The 19,961-nt window shown below is 70.5% G+C and carries 19 protein-coding genes; 5 read left to right on the top strand and 14 right to left on the bottom strand.

Annotated elements, in window-relative coordinates:
* Positions 1 to 777 (bottom strand): electron transfer flavoprotein subunit beta/FixA family protein, encoded by a 777-nt coding sequence (locus AC1DCT_RS08555; protein WP_477428565.1) that lies wholly within the window; start codon positions 775 to 777, stop codon positions 1 to 3.
* A 220-nt stretch (positions 778 to 997) separates the two neighbouring features.
* On the opposite strand from AC1DCT_RS08555, the gene AC1DCT_RS08560 reads away from it, so the two are divergent.
* From AC1DCT_RS08560 to AC1DCT_RS08580, 5 genes are all read left to right on the top strand, one after another.
* Positions 998 to 1,534 carry a MarR family winged helix-turn-helix transcriptional regulator gene (locus AC1DCT_RS08560; protein WP_477230311.1) on the top strand — a complete coding sequence of 179 codons (537 nt, stop codon included), beginning with the start codon at positions 998 to 1,000 and terminating at the stop codon, positions 1,532 to 1,534.
* Entirely contained in the window at positions 1,534 to 2,022 is a 489-nt protein-coding gene (locus tag AC1DCT_RS08565; protein ID WP_477230310.1) for an SRPBCC family protein, read from the top strand. The genes AC1DCT_RS08560 and AC1DCT_RS08565 overlap by 1 nt, the downstream gene beginning before the upstream one ends.
* Before the next feature lie 10 nt (positions 2,023 to 2,032).
* Positions 2,033 to 2,473 carry a YdeI/OmpD-associated family protein gene (locus AC1DCT_RS08570; protein WP_477428567.1) on the top strand — a complete coding sequence of 147 codons (441 nt, stop codon included), beginning with the start codon at positions 2,033 to 2,035 and terminating at the stop codon, positions 2,471 to 2,473.
* A gap of 260 nt (positions 2,474 to 2,733) precedes the next feature.
* Positions 2,734 to 3,183 carry a MarR family winged helix-turn-helix transcriptional regulator gene (locus AC1DCT_RS08575; RefSeq protein WP_441976883.1) on the top strand — a complete coding sequence of 150 codons (450 nt, stop codon included), beginning with the start codon at positions 2,734 to 2,736 and terminating at the stop codon, positions 3,181 to 3,183.
* A 41-nt stretch (positions 3,184 to 3,224) separates the two neighbouring features.
* Complete coding sequence (locus AC1DCT_RS08580) at positions 3,225 to 3,647, top strand: organic hydroperoxide resistance protein (protein WP_440734221.1); 423 nt, start codon at positions 3,225 to 3,227, stop codon at positions 3,645 to 3,647.
* A 48-nt stretch (positions 3,648 to 3,695) separates the two neighbouring features.
* On the opposite strand, the gene AC1DCT_RS08585 is transcribed toward AC1DCT_RS08580, so the two are convergent.
* The 13 genes from AC1DCT_RS08585 to AC1DCT_RS08645 form a co-directional block, all read right to left on the bottom strand.
* Positions 3,696 to 4,232, bottom strand: coding sequence for a putative immunity protein (locus AC1DCT_RS08585; RefSeq protein ID WP_477230307.1), 537 nt, complete (start codon positions 4,230 to 4,232; stop codon positions 3,696 to 3,698).
* A gap of 5 nt (positions 4,233 to 4,237) precedes the next feature.
* Positions 4,238 to 5,020, bottom strand: a complete 783-nt coding sequence (locus AC1DCT_RS08590) for an enoyl-CoA hydratase-related protein (protein ID WP_477230306.1) — start codon at positions 5,018 to 5,020, stop codon at positions 4,238 to 4,240.
* Between the two features lie 184 nt (positions 5,021 to 5,204).
* On the bottom strand, positions 5,205 to 6,089 hold the full coding sequence (gene mmsB, locus AC1DCT_RS08595) for a 3-hydroxyisobutyrate dehydrogenase (protein WP_477428568.1): 885 nt from the start codon (positions 6,087 to 6,089) through the stop codon (positions 5,205 to 5,207).
* Positions 6,086 to 7,312, bottom strand: a complete 1,227-nt coding sequence (locus AC1DCT_RS08600) for an acyl-CoA dehydrogenase family protein (RefSeq protein WP_477428570.1) — start codon at positions 7,310 to 7,312, stop codon at positions 6,086 to 6,088. Before AC1DCT_RS08600 ends, mmsB begins: the two co-directional genes overlap by 4 nt.
* 68 nt (positions 7,313 to 7,380) lie before the next feature.
* On the bottom strand, positions 7,381 to 8,883 hold the full coding sequence (locus AC1DCT_RS08605; RefSeq protein WP_477428571.1) for a CoA-acylating methylmalonate-semialdehyde dehydrogenase: 1,503 nt from the start codon (positions 8,881 to 8,883) through the stop codon (positions 7,381 to 7,383).
* Positions 8,884 to 9,186: 303 nt separating this feature from the next.
* A complete protein-coding gene (locus AC1DCT_RS08610; protein WP_477428573.1) occupies positions 9,187 to 10,758 on the bottom strand; it encodes a hypothetical protein in 1,572 nt (523 codons plus the stop codon).
* A gap of 97 nt (positions 10,759 to 10,855) precedes the next feature.
* Positions 10,856 to 11,812, bottom strand: coding sequence for an aldose 1-epimerase family protein (locus AC1DCT_RS08615; RefSeq protein WP_441976890.1), 957 nt, complete (start codon positions 11,810 to 11,812; stop codon positions 10,856 to 10,858).
* A 2-nt stretch (positions 11,813 to 11,814) separates the two neighbouring features.
* A complete protein-coding gene (gene araA / locus AC1DCT_RS08620; protein ID WP_477428575.1) occupies positions 11,815 to 13,332 on the bottom strand; it encodes an L-arabinose isomerase in 1,518 nt (505 codons plus the stop codon).
* A gap of 98 nt (positions 13,333 to 13,430) precedes the next feature.
* Positions 13,431 to 15,026: a xylulokinase gene (locus tag AC1DCT_RS08625; RefSeq protein ID WP_477428577.1), complete on the bottom strand. Its 1,596-nt coding sequence runs from the start codon at positions 15,024 to 15,026 to the stop codon at positions 13,431 to 13,433.
* Complete coding sequence (locus tag AC1DCT_RS08630; protein WP_440734230.1) at positions 15,023 to 15,745, bottom strand: L-ribulose-5-phosphate 4-epimerase; 723 nt, start codon at positions 15,743 to 15,745, stop codon at positions 15,023 to 15,025. Before AC1DCT_RS08630 ends, AC1DCT_RS08625 begins: the two co-directional genes overlap by 4 nt.
* Before the next feature lie 455 nt (positions 15,746 to 16,200).
* Positions 16,201 to 17,151 carry a hypothetical protein gene (locus AC1DCT_RS08635; RefSeq protein WP_477428579.1) on the bottom strand — a complete coding sequence of 317 codons (951 nt, stop codon included), beginning with the start codon at positions 17,149 to 17,151 and terminating at the stop codon, positions 16,201 to 16,203.
* 263 nt (positions 17,152 to 17,414) lie between these two features.
* Positions 17,415 to 18,467 carry a LacI family DNA-binding transcriptional regulator gene (locus AC1DCT_RS08640; protein ID WP_477428580.1) on the bottom strand — a complete coding sequence of 351 codons (1,053 nt, stop codon included), beginning with the start codon at positions 18,465 to 18,467 and terminating at the stop codon, positions 17,415 to 17,417.
* 226 nt (positions 18,468 to 18,693) lie between these two features.
* On the bottom strand, positions 18,694 to 19,941 hold the full coding sequence (locus AC1DCT_RS08645) for an FAD-binding protein (RefSeq protein ID WP_477428581.1): 1,248 nt from the start codon (positions 19,939 to 19,941) through the stop codon (positions 18,694 to 18,696).
* Positions 19,942 to 19,961 lie beyond the last annotated feature (20 nt).

The raw sequence follows: 19,961 nt of genomic DNA on the forward strand, positions 1-19,961 counted from the left end.
TCACACCAGCCTGTTCTGCGCGAGGAACTCGACGAGCTGCGCGGCCGCGTCGCCCTCATCCGTGATCTTCACGCCTGCCGCGCGCGGCGGCTTCTCGGCCACGGCTGTGAGAATGGTCTGCGGCGCCTCCGCCGGGTCGGCGCTCACACCGAGGTCGGCCAGCGAGAGCACCTCCAGCGGCTTCTTCTTGGCCGCCATGATGCCCTTGAAGTTGGGGAAGCGCGCGTCGGGCAGCGCCTCGGTGATCGAGATCACGGCGGGCAGCGGCGCGCTCACCTGCTGGGATCCGAAGTCCGTCGCGCGCGTGCCCGTCACGGCGTCGGTCGCGATCGCCACAGCACTGAGCGCGGTCGCCTGCGCGAAGCCGAGATGCTCGGCGAGCATCGCCGGGATCACTCCCCCGGATCCATCCGTGGAGAGATTTCCGGTGATGACCAGGTCGGGCTCGCCGCGCCGGATCGCCGCCGCGAGCACCGCCGCGGTCAGGCCCAGGTCAGCGCCGCGCAGCTCTGCGTCGACGACGTGCACCGCGGATCCGGCACCGATCGCGAGGGCCCGCCGGATCGATGCGGTCGCCGACTCGGGAGCCATCGACAGCGCCACGACCTCGGTCCCGGGGTTCGCGTCGGCGTAGCTCAGTGCGACCTCGAGAGCGCGCTCGGTGATCTCATCGAGCACGACCTCCCCCGCGCCGCGGTCCGCCAGACCCGTCTCCAGGTCGAGCTTGCGATCCCCGTACGTATCGGGAACCTCTTTCACCAGGACGTAGATCTTCATCGAACCTCCGTTTGCGCTTGCGACGAGTCTAGCGGGCGAGAGTTGTGGAATTCGATCTCACACTCGGTGACATTCAGTCTCACCAGGCAAGACAGGCCGGCCACGCTCGCGCCACACGGCGCACCGAGACCGTGGCCACCGCCCTTCGCGCCCTCGACGGCGCCTTTCGGGTGCCAGCGAGCCGACGAGGATCCGTTTCCCGCCCCGGTAACGTAGGGGAATGGCCCGTCCGCATCCGCTGCCCGTCGACCCTCTCGCCGAGGCGAAGAGGCAGTGGCTCGCGCACGGCTGGGACCACGCCGCCGACGGCATGTCGCTGGTCACATCGGTCATGCGGGCCCAGCAGCTGCTGCTCGCCCGGGTGGATGCCACTCTGCGACCGTTCGCACTGTCCTTCGCGCGCTACGAGGTGCTGCGACTGCTCGCCTTCAGCCGCACGGGCACCCTGCCGCTGTCGAGCGTGGTCGCGCGTCTGCAGGTGCATGCGACGAGCGTCTCCAGCACGGCGGACCGCCTGGTCCGCGACGGCCTCATTGCCAGGCACCGCGACCCGCACGACGGCCGCGCCGCCCTGCTGGAGCTCACCGAGACCGGTCGCGAGCTCGTCGAACGGGCCACGACGGCGCTCAACGACGAGGTGTTCGTAGATCCGGGGATCACCCCCGAGGACGGCGCGGATCTCGTCGCGATCGTGGCGCGGATGCGCAAGGCCGCCGGGGACTTCGCGGACCCGCGTCCACAGCCGGATCCGCTCTGATGGGATCGTTCGTCCTGGAGCGGACGATCGCCGCACCCGTCGAGCGGGTGTTCGCCCTCTCCCTCGACGTCGGCGTGCACGTCGACTCGATGGTGACGCACGACGAGCGCATCGCCGACGGCGTGCGCTCCGGCCGGATGACCGAGGGCGACACGGTCACCTGGGACGCCCGGCACTTCGGGATCCGCTTTCGGATGACCTCGCTGGTGTTCGACGTGGACGCGCCGCACACGTTCTCGGACCGGCAGATCCGCGGCCCGTTCGCCGAGTTCCGGCACCGGCACACCTTCGAGCCGGCTCCCGCTCCGACTCCGGGGACTCCCGAACGCCCCGGCGAGCACGCGACCCTCATGCGCGACGAGATCGTGTTCCGCTCGCCGTTCGGCCCGATCGGGCGGATCGTCGACGCGCTCGTCATGAGGCGGTACCTGGTCCGGCTCATCCAGCAGCGGGGCGACACCCTCGCCGCCCTGGCGCTCGCGCCGTAGGCTGACGCGCATGACCGAACTGCGGATCCGTACCACCCTCATGTCCAAGGGATCGGCGGGAGCGATCGTGCTCACCGACGCACAGGTCGCCGAACTCAGCTCGGCGAAGGCGTTCCCCGTCGTGGTGACCATCGGCGGGAACTCTGCGCGGCTGCGGCTCTCGCGGATGGGCGGACAGAACCTCATCGGCTTCAGCAAGGCGAACCGTGCCGCGATAGGCATCGAACTCGACGAAGAGTTCGACGCGGTGATCACGCCGGATGTCGCCGAGCGCACGGTCGACGTGCCCGAGGCCCTGGCGTCCGCCCTCACCGACGCCGGGCTGACCGCCGCCTACGACGCACTCAGCTTCACCCGTCGCAAGGAGATCGCACTCTCCGTCGCCGATGCCAAGCAGGAGGAGACCCGCGACCGCCGCATCGCCAAGGCCCTGGACGAGCTGCGCAGCTGACAGCGGGTCCGCCCGCCCCAAGACCGCTCCTCAAACCCCGAAGCCGCACCCCTCACCCGCAGCCCGTTCAGTGGTCGCGAATTGCGGCTTCCCGCGCTGAAAGCCGCAATTCGCGACCAGCGAACGAACCGGCGAAGCGGGATCGAACCCGTTCGCCGACGGTGCGAACCGTACGAGTCGTCCACGGATGCCGGCGCGACCATCCCGCACGCGCGGCCAGTTAAGTTGTGCACAACTAACTTGTGTGCAATGCTTGCGGCATGGCTGCAACCGACGAGATGGTGTGCTTCGCGCTCTACGCGGCGACCCGCGCGACGACCCAGGCCTATCGCGTCCTGCTCGAACCGTGGGGCCTCACCTATCCGCAGTACCTGGTGCTCGTGACCCTGTGGCTGGACGGCGAGCAGACGGTCTCGTCGCTCGGCGATCGCCTGCAGCTCGACTCCGGCACGCTGTCGCCTCTTCTGCGCCGCATGGAGAGCAACGATCTGATCGAGCGCGAACGACGCTCCCCCGATGAGCGGGTCGTCTCGATCGGCTTGACCGCTCACGGCCTTCGACTGCGCGAGGAGCTCCGCGAGATCCCGCGGCAGATCGCCGAGGGATTCGCCCTCCCCGATCGCACGAGCGCCGAAGACCTCATCCGCAGACTGCACACGATCTCGTCATCCATGCACGCCGTCGCCGCCGGCCGCGCGCCGCAGCCGTGACCCATTCGACCACCCCCACATCGATCCGAAGGAGATCACCCATGGACGTCCTCTACACCGCCGAAGCCATCGCAACCGGAGCCGGCCGCAACGGCCGCGTCGTCACGACCGACCGCCGCGTCGAGCTGGACCTGGCGATCCCCCGCGAGATGGGCGGCTCCGGCGACGGCGCCAACCCCGAGCAGCTCTTCGCCGCCGGATACAGCGCGTGCTTCCACTCCGCGCTCCATTCCGTGGCCCGTGCGCAGAAGGTGTCGATCGCCGATTCCTCCGTCGCCGGCCGCGTGCAGATCGGCCCGAACGGCCAGGGCGGCTATCAGCTCGCGGTGCGCCTCGAGGTCGTCCTCCCCGGGCTCGAGCAGGCCCAGGCCCAGGCTCTCGCCGACGCCGCGCACCAGGTCTGCCCGTACTCGAATGCGACCCGCGGGAACATCGAGGTGACAGTCGTCGTCTCCGAGGATTGACCCGCGGTCACGGATCCTGACCGCCGCCGGCGCTGCCGGGCGGCCGACTCAGTCGCCGTCGTACACGTAGGCGTCGAAGCGGGCCGGGATGTTCATCCGCTGCCAGGCGAGCTCCTCGTCGCGGCGGGAGCGGTCGCCGGGGAATGCCCGGGCCGTGTGCCGCGGCACCTGACGGCTGTGTCCGGCGAGGTGCGCGACGGCCACCGCCTGCCCGCAGACGCGCGCAGCGGCGACGGCACTCGGATCCTGCGCCTGCCGCGCCGCCTCGTGGCAGGCGAACGCCTTCTCCCGCACGGCGTCGATGTCGAGCTCGCCGCGCAGGAACGCCTCTGCGGCGGCGAGCGCCTCCCGGGGGCGGTCGTCGTCGGGACGCTCGGCCTGGAACAGCGGCAGCAGCCGCTCGGCGCAGGCGATCGTCCAGCCGACCAGCTCTCGTCGGTCGTCCTCCGACAGCCGCAGATCGTCGGAGTCGGGCAGTGCGCCGTCCGCGAAGAGGGGCACCACGTTGGAGTCGTCCCGGTCACGCCCGGTTGCATCATCGCCGGACGGATCCGGGAAGGATCCGAGGGAGCGGATGTCGGCCATGTCGATCACCGATTCACGAACTGGGGCGGTCGCTTCTCACGGAAGGCGGCCATGCCCTCCTTCTGGTCGACCGTGTCGAACAGGGAGGCGAAGGCCTCGCGCTCGATGTCGAGTCCGACCGCGAGCGTGGTCTCCATGGCGGCGTCGAGCGTCGCCTTCGCGGCGAGAATCGACGGCAGCGACTTCGACGCGATCGTCTCGGCGAGCGTCGACGCCTCGGCGAGCAGCTCGGCCGTCGGAACCACGCGCGACACCAGGCCCGCGCGCTCGGCCTCCTCGGCACCCATGATCCGCCCGGACAGCACGAGCTCGGCGGCCTTGAAGTAGCCGACCGCGCGGATGAGTCGCTGCGTGCCGCCCATGCCGGGGATCACCCCGAGGTTCACCTCGGGCTGGCCGAACTTGGCGTTGTCCGCGGCGAGGATGATGTCGCACATCATCGCAAGCTCGCATCCCCCACCGAGAGCGAAGCCGGACACGGCGGCGATGACCGGAGTGCGCACGGCGGCGAAGTCGCGCCACACGCCGAAGTGGTCGGTCGCAGTGATCTCGGCCGCGGACATCCCCTCCATCTCCTTGATGTCGGCGCCCGCGGCGAAGGCCTTCTCGGATCCCGTCACGACGATCGCACCGATGCCCTCGTCCGCGTCGAAGGCGGTGGCGGCGGCGGTGACCTCCTCGGCGACCTGCGAGTTCAGCGCGTTGAGTGCCTGCGGCCGGTTCAGGGTGATCCAGCCGACCCGTCCGCGCTGCTCCGTGAGGATCGTCTCGTACTCGCTCGTGGCCATGGTCATCCTTTCGCCGCACCTTCGTGGCGCTTCCAGTATCTCCGATGTCGGTGAACGGAGGGTGTCCCTCTCGTCCGAGCGGGGGGAGAGGATCCGCGAGACTCCATTTGAGCGACGAGACTGCGCCCGAATCGTGGCAGTCTCGTCGCCCAGATGGAGTCTCGCGGTCAGGGAACGGGGCGGCTCAGGACGCGTCGCGGATGTCGGTGATGATCCCGGAGAAGTCGCGGGCGGCACCGGGACCGGCCGCGAACGTCGCGTAGATCTGCTGCGCGAGCCGGCCCATCTGCGCGTCCGTGCCCGTGCCCTCGATCGCCTGCAGCGCGAGCCCCAGGTCCTTCGCCATGAGCGCTCCCGCGAATCCGGGCTGGTAGTCGCGGTTGGCGGGGCTTGTCGGCACCGGGCCGGGCACGGGGCAGTTCGTCGTCATCGACCAGCACTGGCCCGACGCCTGCGACACCACGTCGAACAGGGCCTGATGCTCGAGGCCCAGCCGCTCGCCGAGCACGAACGCCTCGGCCACGGCGATCTGGGAGATGCCGAGGATCATGTTGTTGCACACCTTCGCGGCCTGCCCGAGCCCGGGCCCGCCGCAGTGCACGATGCGCTTGCCCATGGCCTCGAGCAGCGGCAGCGCCGCGGCGAAGTCCTCGTCGGATCCGCCCACCATGAAGGCGAGCGTGCCGTTCTCGGCCCCCACGACGCCGCCCGACACGGGGGCGTCGATGTTGCGGTGCCCGGCCTCGATCGCGAGGGCATGCGCGACGCGCGCCTCGTCGACGGCGATCGTCGAGCTCTCGATGAAAAGCGTGCCGGGGTCGGCGGCGCCCAGCAGTTCGTTCTCGTACGCGGCGATCACGTGTTTGCCCGCCGGGAACATCGTGATGACGACCTCGGCGCCGGCGACCGCGTCCACGCCGAACTGCGCGACCGGCAAGCCCGCGGCTGCGGCGGCGTCGACCGCGGCGGGCACCACGTCGAAGCCGATCACCTCGTGCCCGGCGGCGAGCAGGTTCTTCGCCATGGGCAGACCCATATGGCCGAGGCCGAGGAACGCGATCCGCGTCATGACGCCACCTGCATCTGCGTGTTCTCGCCGCTGCGCTGGAGGCCCTGACGCATGGAGGCGGATCCGGAGGGGCGCAGCATCTCGCGTCCGACGATGAGTCTCATGATCTCGTTCGTCCCTTCCAGGATCTGATGCACCCGCAGATCACGGACGACCCTCTCGATCCCGTAATCCTGAAGGTACCCGTACCCGCCGTGCAGCTGAAGGGCCCTGTTGGCCACATCGAAGCCGGCGTCGGTCGCGAAACGCTTGGCCATCGCGCAGCGCATGGTGGCATCCGGTGCCTTCTCGTCCACGGCCTGCGCACCGTCGCGCACCATGAGCCGTGCCGCCTGCAGATCCGTGCGCATGTCGGCGACGGCGAACAGGATGGACTGCTTCTCGGCAAGGGGCTCGCCGAATGCCTCACGCTCGTGCACGTACTGCACGGCGCGATCCAGCGCCCACTGCGCACCGCCGATCGAGCAGGCCGCAATGTTGAGGCGGCCGCCGTTCAGCGCGCTCATCGCAATCGCGAAGCCCTGCCCCTCGGATCCGAGCATGTTCGTCGCCGGGACCCGCACGCCGTCCAGGATCACCTGGCGGGTGGGCTGCGCATGCCAACCCATCTTCTTCTCCGGCGCCCCGAAGCTGAGACCCTCCGCGTCGCCTGGAACCAGGAAGGCGGAGATGCCGCGTGCTCCCGGGGCTCCGGTGCGGGCCATCACGATGTAGACGGCGGCCTCGCCGGCGCCGGAGATGAACTGCTTCACACCGGTGAGCACGTACTCATCGCCTTCGCGGGTCGCACTCGTCGCGAGCGCCGCGGCGTCGGATCCTGCTCCCGGCTCGGTGAGGCAGTAGCTGCCCAGTCCCTGCATCGTGGTGAGCTCGGGCATCCAGCGCGCGAGCTGTGCGTCGGTCGCATAGCTGTCGATCATCCAGACGACCATGTTGTGGATGGAGATGTAGGCGGCGATCGTCGGGTCGCCCTTGGCGAGCTCCTCGAAGATCGCGACGGTGTCGACGCGCTCGAGCCCGGTGCCCCCGGACTCCTCGCGCACGTAGATGCCGCCGAGGCCCAGCTCGCCCGCCGCGCGCAGGGTCTCGCGGGGGAAGAGGTGCTTCTCGTCGCGCTCGGCGGCGAACGGGGCGAGCTCGGCCTCGGCGAACTCGCGCACGGCGCCGAGGATGGCGGCGCGCTCTTCGCTGGTCATCGTGATCGGGGTGGCGACGGTGGTCATGTGGTTGCTCCTTGTGGGCGGCGTTTCGTCTCGGTCGCTTCGCGTCCTCGCTCAACGACCAGAAAGGATCAGTGCATCGTGGGGATGACGAAGCTGGCGCCTTCGCGGACGCCGGCGGCGGGCCAGCGGCTCGTCACGGTCTTGGTCTTCGTGTAGAAGCGGAAGGCGTCGGCACCGTGCTGGTTGAGGTCGCCGAAGCCGCTGCGCTTCCATCCACCGAAGGTGAAGTAGGCGATCGGCACGGGGATCGGCACGTTCACTCCGACCATGCCGACGTTCACCCGGGCCACGAAGTCGCGAGCCGCGTCGCCGTCGCGAGTGAAGATGCCCACGCCGTTGCCGAACTCGTGCTCGGACGCCATCCGCAGGGCTTCCTCGTAGTCCGCCGCGCGGGCGATCACGAGCACCGGTCCGAAGATCTCCTCCCGGTAGATCGACATGTCCGTCGTGACGCGGTCGAACAGCGTCGGGCCGAGGTAGAACCCCTCCTCGTGACCGTCCACGGCGAAGCCCCGACCGTCGGCGAGCAGCTCGGCACCGGCATCGATGCCCTGCTGGATGTAGTCGGTCACGCGCTCGACGGCCGCGCGGTTCACGAGCGGGCCGTAGTCCATGCCGGGCTCGAGCGAGGGGCCAACCTTGAGCGCGGCCACGCGCTCGGCGAGCTTTGCGGCGAGCGCGTCCGCAGTCTCCTCCCCGACCGGCACCGCGACCGAGATCGCCATGCATCGCTCCCCCGCCGAGCCGTAGCCGGCGCCGATGAGGGCGTCGGCGGCCTGCTCCAGGTCGGCGTCGGGCATGACCACGAGGTGGTTCTTCGCCCCGCCGAAACACTGTGCGCGCTTGCCGTGCGCGTTCGCGGTCGTGTAGATGTACTCCGCGATCGGAGTGGATCCGACGAAGCCGATCGCGCGCACCCGCTCGTCGGTGAGCAGCACGTCGACGGCCTCCTTGTCGCCGTGCACGACATTGAGGATCCCCGCCGGCAGGCCCGCCTTCAGGAACAGTTCGGCGATCCGGACGGGCACCGAGGGGTCGCGTTCGCTGGGCTTGAGGATGAACGCGTTGCCGGCGGCGATCGCCGGGCCCATCTGCCAGAGCGGGATCATCGCGGGGAAGTTGAACGGGGTGATACCGGCGACCACGCCGAGCGGCTGGCGCAGCGAGTACACGTCGATACCGGTGCCGACGCCGGTGGAGTACTCCCCCTTGAGCAGGTGCGGAGCGCCGACGCAGAACTCGATCACCTCGACGCCGCGCTGGATGTCGCCCTTGGCATCGTCCAGCGTCTTGCCGTGCTCGCTGGAGAGCAGGGCGGCCAGGTCGTCCATCTCATCGCGGATCAGCTCGAGGAAGCGCATGAGCACACGCGCTCTCTTCTGCGGGTTGGTCTCCGCCCACGCGGGCTGAGCGGCCTCGGCGTTCGCGATCGCCGCACGCACCTCGTCCGCGCTCGCGAGCGGAACCCGCGCCTGCACGGCACCGGTCGAGGGATCGAAGACCTCCCCCCAGCGTCCCGAGTTGCCGGGGACTTCGGATCCTCCGATGAAGTGAGTGATGTCGCGGACCATCGTGTGCTCCTGGTTCTGCGTCGTCGTCGACGCTGGATCCAGATTACATGGTCACCCATGTAATTAGGAGGTCTCCCATGTAATTCATCGACACCTGGCGCCGAGTTCACCTGCCGGTCACCTTCGGCCCGTACAACGGATCGTGCGCGGGCCGCAGACGCTGACCGGATCGGGTGCTCGTCTCCCCGCGCCACGGGATGCGCCCGGCAATTCCTGCTCGGGCGCCCACGCGGTCACGAACCGCAGAACCCCCGCCGAATCGGGTCGGCGGGGGTTCCCTCGTGTGCGGGTGGAGTCAGTCGCTCATTGCTCCCAGGTGACCTGGGGATCGGCCTTCCCGAAGTCCACCGTCGGGGTGTCCAGGGATCCGCCGAACGTGACGGTGTACGTCTGGCCGTCACTGCCCTGCAGACTCATGTCGACGCTGATGTAGTCGTATGCAGAGACGACCGTCGGCGTGGATCCACCGCTCTCCGGTTGCAGGGCATCGAGTTTCGCACTGCCGTCCGCGGTGAGCGTGCGGGTGACCGTGCCCTCTACCGGGCTCGCCCCGGAGAGGTCGATCGCGGTGATGTCCATGCCGCACGGCGTCGCCAGGGTCTTCATCGCCACGCACGCCTCGACGGCCGTGCGCACGAGCGAACGGAACTCGGTGACGCCGGCATCGTTGAGCTTCGTGTGCACGTCGTACAACGCCGAGGCGTCATCGGACGACGCGATGGCGAAGGTCGAGTCGCCATCGATCGAGAAGTACTTCGAGTCCATCGCGATCTCGTAGGTGCCGGGGAAGACATATGCGTTGCTGATCTCGGCCGTGGGAACGCCGTTGAATGTCGCATCCAGGCCGCGCAGGCTGTCCAGCGAGATCGGCGTCACGCCGTTCGCGATCTTCCAGGTGTCCTTGTCCTTGTACACCTCGTACGTCGTCGACACGGTGCGCCCGCCCACCTCGAACGTCGCCGGGACGGTGGCGGCGTACTTGCTCTCGCCGCCCTTCTGCACCGAGATGTGGCTGAGGCCACCGAGCTTGTCGGAGGCCTTCAGCACCGAGTCGGTGAGCAGCTTCTTGTCGGGGACGCTCTCGAGATAGCCGAGCGCGGCCTTCGCGTCACTCTTGGAGACGGCCGTCAGGTACGCCTTCACCGTGTCTGCCGCCGTCACCGAGGAGCGGGTGAGAGCCGGCACCACGAGCAGGGCGACGACCAGGATCGCGATGATGAGCACGGCGACACCGCCACCGATCAGGCCCCAGAGCAAGCCCTTCGACGACTTCTTCGGCGGCTGCGCACCGCCGGCCTGGCCCGGGTAGGGCTGACCGGACTGCGCGCCATAGGGCTGTCCACCATAGGGCTGGCCCGGCTGGCCCGGCTGGCCTGGATAGGGCTGGCCCGGGTACTGCTGGCCCGGCTGGCTGGGATACTGCTGGCCCGGCTGCGCACCGTACGGCTGGCCGGGGTATGCCTGCCCGGGCTGCGCCCCGTACGGCTGCGCGGGCTGCCCGGGATACGGCTGTCCGGGTTGTGCACCATAGGGCTGACCTGGCTGCCCCGCGTACGGCTGATCGGTCTGCGCGCCGTACGGCTGGCCTGGCTGTGCGCCGTACGACTGATCCGGCTGCCCCACGTACGGCTGATCCGGCTGCGCGCCGTACGGCGGGCCCTGCTCCGCTCCCGGCTGTGCCGGCACGGGCTGACCAGGCGGCGGGAAGGCCTGCTCCGGTGCGGGATGCGACTGCTCCGGAGCGACCGGAGGCACGGATGCGGTGTCCACCGTCTCGCCGTCTGCCGCCGCCGGCGGTGGCGGAGTCGGATCCTGCGACCCGGTTCCGAAATCGAGCTCATGTCCGCCCTGCGGCGGTTCCCCCTCTGTGGCCATGGGTTCAGACTAGCGAGCGGCCCGACCCAGATCGATGGGCAGAACTGCCCCGCTCTCGGTGAACTCCGGCACCGCGCACGTCGCGATGACGCGTCGGCTACAGCGCGTGGATCCGCCAGCTCGCGGCATGCGCCGCACCGGGTTCCAGCACCACGAGGCCGGCACCGGAGTTGAACGCATCGGGCGCGCAGGTCATCGGCTCGACCGCGAGTCCGCGCCGGTGCGTGGCGTGATCGTCCGGGGTGTCCGCGGTGTGGATCTGCACCCACGGGCAGGCCGCATCCCAGGTGAGGGCGACGCCGCGCTCACCGGCGCGCAGCTCGACCGTCGTGGATCCGCCCGTCTGCGACAGCGCCGTGAACGCGTGATCGATGAACGTGGCCCCGATCCGGCGCGGTGTGCGGAAGTCCCAGTCCGGGTACGCCTCGACCGATTCCAGGGCGACCGGACTGAGCCGATCCGGTGTGACGGTGAGCACCGCCGCGGCGGGCAGCAGCAGGGTCCAGCCGTCGACGGGCGGCACAGCGGATCCCGTTCCTCCCGCGGCATCCGCGATCGGGGCCGGCTCCGCCACCAGATACGGGTGCGGACCGGTCCCCCACGGCGCCGCGTCGACGCCGAGGTTGCGCCCGGTCACGGTCTGCGTGAGCCCGTCGGCGCCGAGGCGGTACTCCACCTCGACCTCGACGCGGAACGGATAGCCCGTCTGGGGTTCGATGGTCGTGGCCAGCACGACGCGATCCTGATCCACGGTCCGATCGGCGAACTCGCTCCACGCAACCAGCCCGTGCAGCGCCTGGCCGCGCTCCGGCTCGGTGAGCGGCAGCCGGTGCTCGACCCCTCCGAAGGAGTACCGTCCGTCGACGATGCGGTTCGGCCATGGCGCCAGCGTCGCGCCGCGGTACCCTGGCCGCACCTCGTCGGCGTCGAACGGCACGACGAGATCACGCCCCTCGAACCGCAGCGCGCGCAGGGTCGCCCCGACGGACGCGATGTCGGCCTCGTAGCCGTGCGCCGCGATGCGCAGCTGCCGGCCGGAGCGAGGCTCCGCCACGGTCACAGCCCCTGGGCGAGGCGGTAGTACGCCTGGTTCCAGCGCACCTGTTTCTGGAACTCGCCCAGAGTGGTGCTCTCGTCGATCACGAGAAGCTCGACCTCCGCCATCTCGGCGAAGTCGCGGAACGCCTCGATGCCCACGGCCGTGGACATCACGGTGTGGTGCGCGGCACCAGCGGTCAGCCACGCAGCCGCCGAGGTCGTGAAGTCGGGCTGCGGCTTCCACACGGCGCGGCCGACGGGTAGCTTCGGCAGCGCGGCGCGCGGCGCGACGTTCTCGACGACGTTGGCGGTGAGGCGGAACCGGTCGCGCATGTCGCTGAGCGCGACGACGACCGCGGATCCGGGATCCGCGGTGAAGACCAGACGCACCGGGTCGTCCTTGCCGCCGATGCCGAGCGGATGGATCTCGAGCGTGGGCTTCCGCGTGGTGAGCGAGGGCGAGACCTCCAGCATGTGCGCACCGAGGATGAGCTCGTCGCCGGGGGTCAGATCGTAGGTGTAGTCCTCCATGAGGCTTGCCCCGCCGGGCAGGCCGGCGCCCATGACGTTCGCGATGCGGACGAGCACGGCGGTCTTCCAGTCGCCCTCCGCGCCGAAGCCGTACCCCTCGGCCATGAGCCGCTGCACGGCGAGCCCCGGGAGCTGCTTCAATGCGCCGAGGTCCTCGAACGAGGTGGTGAAGGCGCTGAATCCGCCCTCCTCCAGGAACGCGCGCAGACCAAGCTCGATCGCCGCGCCGTCGCGGAGCGACTGGTGCCGCTCCCCTCCCCGCCTCAGCTCGGGGACGACCTCGTACAGCTCCTCGTACTCGGCGACGAGCGCGTCGATGTCGGTCTCGGCCGCCGCGGCGACGGCTTCGGTGAGCTCGTTCACGCCCCAGGTGTTCACCTGCACGCCGAAGCGCAGCTCGGCCTCGGTCTTGTCCCCCTCCGTCACCGCGACGAAGCGCATGTTGTCGCCGAAGCGGGCGAGCTTGAGGTCGCGGCTCGCGGCGAGACCGGCCGCGGCGCGCTGCCAGGTGCCCAGCTCGCGCTGCACGCGCGGGTCGGACGCGTGCCCGACGATCGTCTTGCGCGGCACACCGAGCCGGGTCTGGATGTATCCGAACTCGCGGTCGCCGTGCGCGGCCTGGTTCAGGTTCATGAAGTCGAAGTCGATGTCGGCCCAGGGCAGCTCCACGTTGGCCTGCGTGTGCAGGTGCGCGAGCGGCTTCTGCAGCGCGTCGAGGCCCGCGATCCACATCTTCGCGGGGCTGAAGGTGTGCATCCAGGCGATCAGGCCGATGACCTTCTCATCGGCATTGGCCTCGAGCGCGGTGCGCTTGATGGCGGCCGCGTCGGTGAGCACCGGCTTCCACACGATCCGCACCGGCACGTCGCCGGCCTCGTCGAGGATCCGCGCGATCTGCTGCGACTGCTCGGCGACCTGCGCGAGAGTCTCGGGGCCGTACAGATGCTGGCTGCCGGTGAGGAACCAGACCTCGTAGCCGTCGAGTGAGGTGGTGAGTTTCGGCATCATTGGCCTTTCTGTGTGCCGGTCGTTGAGCGAGGAGCGAAGCGACGAGACGAAACGCGGTTTCCGCGGGAGGCCGCGTTTCGTCTCGCTCCGCTCGCTCAACGACCGGATGGAAGGGAGTTCACGGCGGCGGCCTCGATGGCGAGGCCGGCGCGGTAGCGGTCGAGGTAGGCGGCGAATCCGGCGACGTCGTCAGGATCCGGATCCGCCACGGCGATGTCCGCCGAGGCGAAAACCTGCCGGTCGAGGTAGTCGCCCAGGCTCCGTTCGCCCGCGTGCGCGAGGTACGACGCGAGGACCGCGATCCCCCACGCTCCGCCTTCGGACGCCGCCTCGCCCACCGCGACGGGCGCGCCCAGGGCACCGGCGAGGAAGCGCTGCGCCACGCCCGCGGTGCGGAACATTCCGCCATGGGCATACATCCGATCGAGCTGCACGCCCTCCGCGGCGAGGGTCTGCATGCCCAACGCGAGCGTGCCGAACACGCCGTAGAGCTGGGCGCGCATGAAATTCGCCAGGGTGAAGGCGCTGTCGGGGGTGCGCACGAGAAGCGGTCGTCCCTCAGTGAGTCCGGCGATCAGCTCCCCCGCGAGGTGGTTGTAGGCGAGCAGTCCGCCCGCGTCGGCCTCACCCGCGAGCGCCTCGCGGAACAGCGCCTCGAAGGCGGTGTCGTCGCTCACGGGCGCGCCGGCCGCGGCGGCGAAGCGGGTGAACAGCCCCGCCCAGGCGGCGAGCTCGCTCGCGCCGTTGTTGCAGTGCACCATGGCGACGGCGTCGCCGGCTGGGGTCGTGACGAGGTCGATCTCGTGGTGCAGGCCTTCGAGCGGTCGTTCGAGCACGACCATCGCGAAGATGCTCGTTCCCGCGCTGACGTTGCCGGAGCGCGGGGTGACCGCGTTCGTGGCGACCATGCCGGTGCCGGCGTCGCCCTCAGGCGGGCAGAGCGGGACGCCGGCCGCGAGGGATCCGGACGGATCCAACAGCAGCGCGCCCTCGGCGGTGAGCGCGCCGGCGTCGGCGCCGGCGGGCAGTACCGCGGGGAGCAGCGCGGTCAAGGATGCGGGGAGCCGGCCGGCGGCGAGGGTGTCGTACGCGGCGACCATGGCGGCGTCGTACTCGCCGGTCTCGGAGTCGATCGGGAACATGCCCGAGGCGTCGCCGACGCCCAGCACCCGGCGGCCGGTCAGGCGCTCGTGCACGTACCCGGCGAGGGTGTTCACGCTCGCGATCCGCGGCACGTGCTCCTCGCCGTCGAGCATGGCCTGGTGCAGGTGCGCGATCGACCATCGCAGCGGGATGTTCACGCCCAGCAGCTCCGTGAGCTCTGCCGCCGCGACCGCGGTGCTGGTGTTGCGCCAGGTGCGGAATGGTACGAGCAGCTCGCGCTCGGCGTCGAAGGCCAGGTAACCGTGCATCATGGCGGAGATGCCGATGGCTCCGACCGTCGTCGGCCGCACGCCGTAGCGGTCGTGCACGTCGGCGACGAGCGTCGCGTAGGCCTCCTGCAGGCCGGCCCAGACCTCGTCGAGACCGTAGGTCCACAGCCCGTTCTCGAGGCGGTTCTCCCAGGATGAGGATCCGCTCGCGAGCACGACGGCCTGATCGGATCCGATCAGGCACGCCTTGATGCGCGTGGATCCCAGCTCGATGCCGAGGCTCGTGCGGCCGGCGAGGATGTCGTCGCGCGCGCTCATCGGCGGGCGTCCGTGTTCTGCCCGTAGACGTTCTGGTACCGGTTGTAGAGGCTATCGATCGCCTCCTGCGGGATCGGGATGAGCGGCCCCGCCTCGCGGGCGAGGTGCACCGTGCGCGCGACGTCCTCGACCATGACGGCGGCCTTGACCGCGTCCTTCGCGTCGACGCCGATCGTGAACGGGCCGTGGTTCTGCATGAGCACCGCACGGCTGCGGTGCCCACGCAGAGTCTGAACGATCCCTCGGCCGATCGAGTCGTCGCCGATGATCGCGAACGGGCCGACCGGGATCGGCCCGCCGAACTCGTCGGCCATCGCGGTGATGACGCAGGGGATCTCCTCACCGCGCGCCGCCCAGGCCACGGCGTAGTCGGAGTGGGTGTGCACGACGCCGCCGATCTCGGGCATGTTCCGGTAGACGTACGCGTGCGCGGCGGTGTCGCTCGACGGGCTGCGGTCGCTGCCCGGGCTGCCCGGAATCGCGGTGCCGTCGAGGTCGCAGAGGATCATGTTCTCCGGAGCGAGGTCGTCGTAGCCGACGCCGGAGGGCTTGATCACGAACAGGTCGCCGCTGCCGTCTTCCGAGAGCCGGACCCGGCCGGAGATGTTGCCCCCGGTCCAGACCACGAGGCCGTAGCGCACGAGCTCGGCGTGCAGCCGGGCCACATCGGCGCGGACGACGTCGATCGCCTGCTCGACGTCGGGGGCGAAGATGGCCATTCGGATCCTCTCGGGTGGCGCCCGGAGTTCCTGGGCTACTGTGACCGGTCACGGCAAGTCTGACATCCCTGCGCTCGGTCCGTCAAGGGCCGCGGGGACCGGGCTCGTTGCACGCTCTCGGAACGACGCGATCCCCTGGCGGTCGCACTCCTGCCGTTCAGGTCGCACTCCTGCTGCTCAGGTCGCACTCCTGCTCAGGTCGCACTCCTGCTGCTCAGTTCGCACTCCTGCTCCCCAGGTCGCACTCCTGCAGTTCAGGTCGCACTTTCGGCTCTATCGAGGCCCTCCAAGCCGCAGAAACTGCGACCTGAACGATGGAAGTGCGACCTGAGCGGGGAACGTGAGCCGGCACACACGCCGAAGCGGACGCCGGGAGCCGGCGCCCGTTCGACCCGGGGTGCACACGCCGACACCGCGGCCGGGGGTCACACGCGAAGCCGTCGCCGGGCTCGGAGTCAGAAGCCGAGCGCGCGCCGTATGCGGCCGAGCAGTTCGGGCGGATCCGCAAGGAGCTCCGCCGTGACCTCGATCACCGTCCACCCGGCCGCGCGAAGTCGTGCCAGCCGCTCCACGTCCGTGCCCCAGCTGCTCGCGTGCACCCGCCCCAGGTACTCGATCGCCACCTTCCGCTCCGGGTAGACCATGTCGACGCAGCCCAAGAACGTCGAGCCGTCGAACAGATCGACGTTCAGCAGCGGCTCGGGCAGCCCTGCGGCGACGATCAGGCAGCGAAGCTCGGACTCCCGCGGCGACCAGGAGTCCTCTCGGATCCACTCGATCGCCTCGCGCAGCATCGGAGCCCCGAGGCGTCGTCCCGCACCGATGTCGGCGCGGAGCTGAGCGACGGTCGCCAGCGGCGGCTTCCCCGCATGCGGACGCCCCACACCGGGCCGCCACATCCGGCAGAAGCAGTCGCCCAGTGCCACCAGCGCGGAGAACGGCAGGTGCCCCATCTGCGTCCAGGTCGAGGCGGGAGACGCGACGGGAATCCCAAGATCGGTGAGCACGCGAACGAGTCTCGGATCCCCGCGATGGCGCTCGACGCCCACCGCGCGCACGAGCGGCCCCTCGCCGAGGGTGCTCACGTGCACGCCGACGACGCGATCCTCACGGACGAGCGGCAGCGGTCCGCCCCACAGCGCCGCAGCCGTCTCGTGACTGAAGTACTGACCAGGCCGCAGCCGCGGTGCGTACGCCAGCGCCTGCTCGACGCGGATCCGTCGTTGTGCGGCGAAAGGATCCTCGTCATGGTCCGGCACGTCGGCGGAGCGGCGAGTGCGCAGGCCGGAGTACGGCCGGAGCAGGTCGGAGCCGCGCAGCCGTCCGGCCCGCACTCCGAGGGCCCGGGCCTCGCCGACAGCGAACGAGGAGCCGAGTGCATCAGGGAGCGGTTGGGAGCGAGACACTCCCCCACCGTGTCAGGATCGTCGCCAGGCGTCAGACGTTATCCACAGGCTCTGTTGGGCGCGGCGACCGCCGTGCTGACTATCGGATGCTTCCGGTCGCACTCCTGCTGCTCAGGTCGCACTTTCGGCTCTATCCGGATCCCCGAGGCCGCAGAAATTGCGACCTGAATATCCGGCGGACAAAAACCGCGACCTGAGCGAACGGGGCCGTCCGCAGATCGAGGGCACTCAGGCCGACGGCGGAACCACCGACTCGAGGGCGCTCAGGCCGAGGGCGGAACCACCGAGTCGCGGGCGACCAGGACGGGGGCGATCGGATCCGTCGAGCCGGACGCCGCGGACGCCGGCGCGCCCGACGCCCCCGCGCTGCCGGCACCGGGAGCACCGGATCCGCTTTGCGCGATCACCTGCGCGACCGCACGCCGCGCGAGCTCCTCGAAGTCTTGTCGCACGGTCGTGAGCGGCGGCCAGGCGTACGCCGCTTCGGGCACGTCGTCGAACCCGACGATGCTGAGCTGCGCCGGAACGTCCACTCCCGCCGCGCGCAGGCCGCCGATCAGGCCGAGCGCCATCTGGTCGTTCGCGGCGAAGACCGCGGTCGCGCCGGAGGCGATCACGGCCGCCGCGGCCTCATGGCCCGAGCGCGGGCTCCAGTCACCCGCGAAGACCGCGCCGGCGGGCAGACCGCGCGCCGCGAGCTCCTCGGCGAAGCCGGCGGCCCGCGCCTCGGCCTCGAGCCAGTCCGCCGGGCCGGCGAGGTGTGCGATCCGCTCGTGTCCGGCGTCGGCGAGGGTCGCCACGGCGAGGCGTGCGCCGGCTCGCTGATCGACCGAGAAGTCGGCACGCTCGGCGGCGTGCAGGATCACGACGGGGGTCCCGATGCGCAGCGCATCGAGCACGTCGAGCGTGCGCGCATGCGGCGCGAACACGATCATCCCGTCCACCGACTGCGCGCGCAGGTGCTCGATCGCGTCGCGGACCGAGGCCTCGTCGCCGGAATCGGCGAACGCCGCGGTGATCCAGTACCCTGCCTCGCGCGCCGACGCCTCGATCGCCGCCATGCTCCGCGAGGGGCCGTACTGCAGGGCATCCGAGGCGAGGACGCCGATCGTGCGCGTGCGGTGCGTGCCGAGCGCCCGCGCGGCGTTGTTCATGCGGTAGCCGAGCTCCTCCATCGCCGCCACGACGCGGGCGTGCGTGTCGGGTGCGACGTCCGGATGATCGTTGAGCACACGCGACACGGTCTGCCGCGAGACGCCCGCGAGCGCAGCGACCTCTCGCACTCCGGCGGCGCGCTGCGGCTTCGACTCACTCACGCCTGCGAGTGTACGGGCCCGGCGCCGCCCGCCGAGGACGAGGCCGGCATGCGGCGTCACGGATCCGGTGCGAGGAGGAACCCTTCCCGGCGAACCGCTTCAGGTCGCGATCCTCGTGTTCGGGTCGCAGTTTCTGCTCCGTCGAGGGGCTCCAGGCAGCAGAAAGTGCGACCTGAACGCCTGGGACCCGATCCCCAGGCGCGCGGCCCCGCGACTCGACCCGGCACTACAGCCCGAGCCGCTCCAGGTACGCGTTGCGGAACCGGCCCGCCGGATCCATCCGTCCCACGAGTTCCCCGAAGTCGGCCCAGCGGGCGTAGCGGCGGCGGACCTCGGCCGATTCGAGCGTGGCCAGCTTGCCCCAGTGCGGACGGGCCGTGTCGGGCAGCGCCGCCTCGATCACCGGCAGCAGCGCCTCGACCGCGGGCTGGTCCCGGCGCCAGGTGAAGTGCAGACCCACCGCGCCCTCGCCGTACGACGAACTCAGCCACAGGTCGTCGGCGGCGACCGTGCGGATCTCGTTCACGAGCAGCAGCGGTGCGATCCGGTCGGCGAGCGCGCGGATCGCCTCGATGGCACGCACGGCGTCGCGCCGCGGCACGAGGTACTCGCTCTGCAGCTCCTCCCCCGCCGAGGGCGTGAAGGCCAGCCGGAAGTGAGGCAGCCGTTCATGCCAGGGTCCGGGCTCGCCGAGCTGCGGAGTGCAGGCCTCGGCCGCGACGCCGAGGATCGGGTGCCGCTCCACAACCGCCGGAGTGGTTCCGAGCTGAGCGAGCAGTTCTTCGTCGAGAGCGACGCCGCCGACCCGGTTCTTCACCCAGAGCTGGTCGGCACGGTCGCGGTCGGTCCAGCGGCTGAACAGGCTGACGCTCGTGCCCAGCGCGGTGACCCGGTCGAAGTCGGCCAGCACGGCGTCCCACGCCGGCCCCTCGTGCACGGTCTGCGCCACGTCGTACGCCGGCTCCACCTCCAGTTCGAGCTCGACGATCACACCGAGCGCGCCGAGCGACACGACCGCTCCATCGAAGTCCGCGTCCCCCCGGCGCAGAGTGCGCTCACCGTCCGGGCCTGCGAACGTGAGCGAGCGCACAGCCGTGGCGAGGGATCCGATGGCATCGCCGGATCCGTGCGTCCCGGTGGACGCGGCGCCGGCCACGGAGATGTGCGGCAACGACGCGAGGTTCGCCAGCGCCAGCCCGCGGCGCTGCAGTTCGGCGCCGAGTTCGCCATAGCGGATACCGCCCGGCACACGCACGGCATCGGGCGCCGTCTGCTGCACCTCGGCGGGCATCGCGGAGAGGTCGATGAGCGTGCCCGCGGTGTCGGCGATCGCGTTGAAGCTGTGCCGGGATCCGAGCGGGCGCAGCGGACCCGGTGCCGCGAGCGCGTCGTGCAGTTCGTCGCGGCTGCGCGGGCGCGCGATCCCCGCCGCGCCGTAGTGCAGGTTGCCGGCCCAGTTCGTCCCGATGCTCATCGCCACATCATAGAACTCGC

It is taken from the genome of Microbacterium sp. 10L49, assembly GCF_056395125.1.

Bases quoted from the DNA above. Each gene is read 5' to 3' on its own strand.
- AC1DCT_RS08645 (WP_477428581.1), bottom strand. From the start codon at position 19,941: ATGAGCATCGGGACGAACTGGGCCGGCAACCTGCACTACGGCGCGGCG.
- AC1DCT_RS08555 (WP_477428565.1), bottom strand. From the start codon at position 777: ATGAAGATCTACGTCCTGGTGAAAGAGGTTCCCGATACGTACGGGGAT.
- AC1DCT_RS08630 (WP_440734230.1), bottom strand. From the start codon at position 15,745: ATGGCCATCTTCGCCCCCGACGTCGAGCAGGCGATCGACGTCGTCCGC.
- AC1DCT_RS08585 (WP_477230307.1), bottom strand. From the start codon at position 4,232: ATGGCCGACATCCGCTCCCTCGGATCCTTCCCGGATCCGTCCGGCGAT.
- AC1DCT_RS08605 (WP_477428571.1), bottom strand. From the start codon at position 8,883: ATGGTCCGCGACATCACTCACTTCATCGGAGGATCCGAAGTCCCCGGC.
- AC1DCT_RS08625 (WP_477428577.1), bottom strand. From the start codon at position 15,026: ATGAGCGCGCGCGACGACATCCTCGCCGGCCGCACGAGCCTCGGCATC.
- AC1DCT_RS08610 (WP_477428573.1), bottom strand. From the start codon at position 10,758: ATGGCCACAGAGGGGGAACCGCCGCAGGGCGGACATGAGCTCGATTTC.
- AC1DCT_RS08600 (WP_477428570.1), bottom strand. From the start codon at position 7,312: ATGACCACCGTCGCCACCCCGATCACGATGACCAGCGAAGAGCGCGCC.
- AC1DCT_RS08560 (WP_477230311.1), top strand. From the start codon at position 998: ATGGCCCGTCCGCATCCGCTGCCCGTCGACCCTCTCGCCGAGGCGAAG.
- AC1DCT_RS08575 (WP_441976883.1), top strand. From the start codon at position 2,734: ATGGCTGCAACCGACGAGATGGTGTGCTTCGCGCTCTACGCGGCGACC.
- AC1DCT_RS08565 (WP_477230310.1), top strand. From the start codon at position 1,534: ATGGGATCGTTCGTCCTGGAGCGGACGATCGCCGCACCCGTCGAGCGG.
- AC1DCT_RS08590 (WP_477230306.1), bottom strand. From the start codon at position 5,020: ATGGCCACGAGCGAGTACGAGACGATCCTCACGGAGCAGCGCGGACGG.
- AC1DCT_RS08570 (WP_477428567.1), top strand. From the start codon at position 2,033: ATGACCGAACTGCGGATCCGTACCACCCTCATGTCCAAGGGATCGGCG.
- mmsB (WP_477428568.1), bottom strand. From the start codon at position 6,089: ATGACGCGGATCGCGTTCCTCGGCCTCGGCCATATGGGTCTGCCCATG.
- araA (WP_477428575.1), bottom strand. From the start codon at position 13,332: ATGCCGAAACTCACCACCTCACTCGACGGCTACGAGGTCTGGTTCCTC.
- AC1DCT_RS08580 (WP_440734221.1), top strand. From the start codon at position 3,225: ATGGACGTCCTCTACACCGCCGAAGCCATCGCAACCGGAGCCGGCCGC.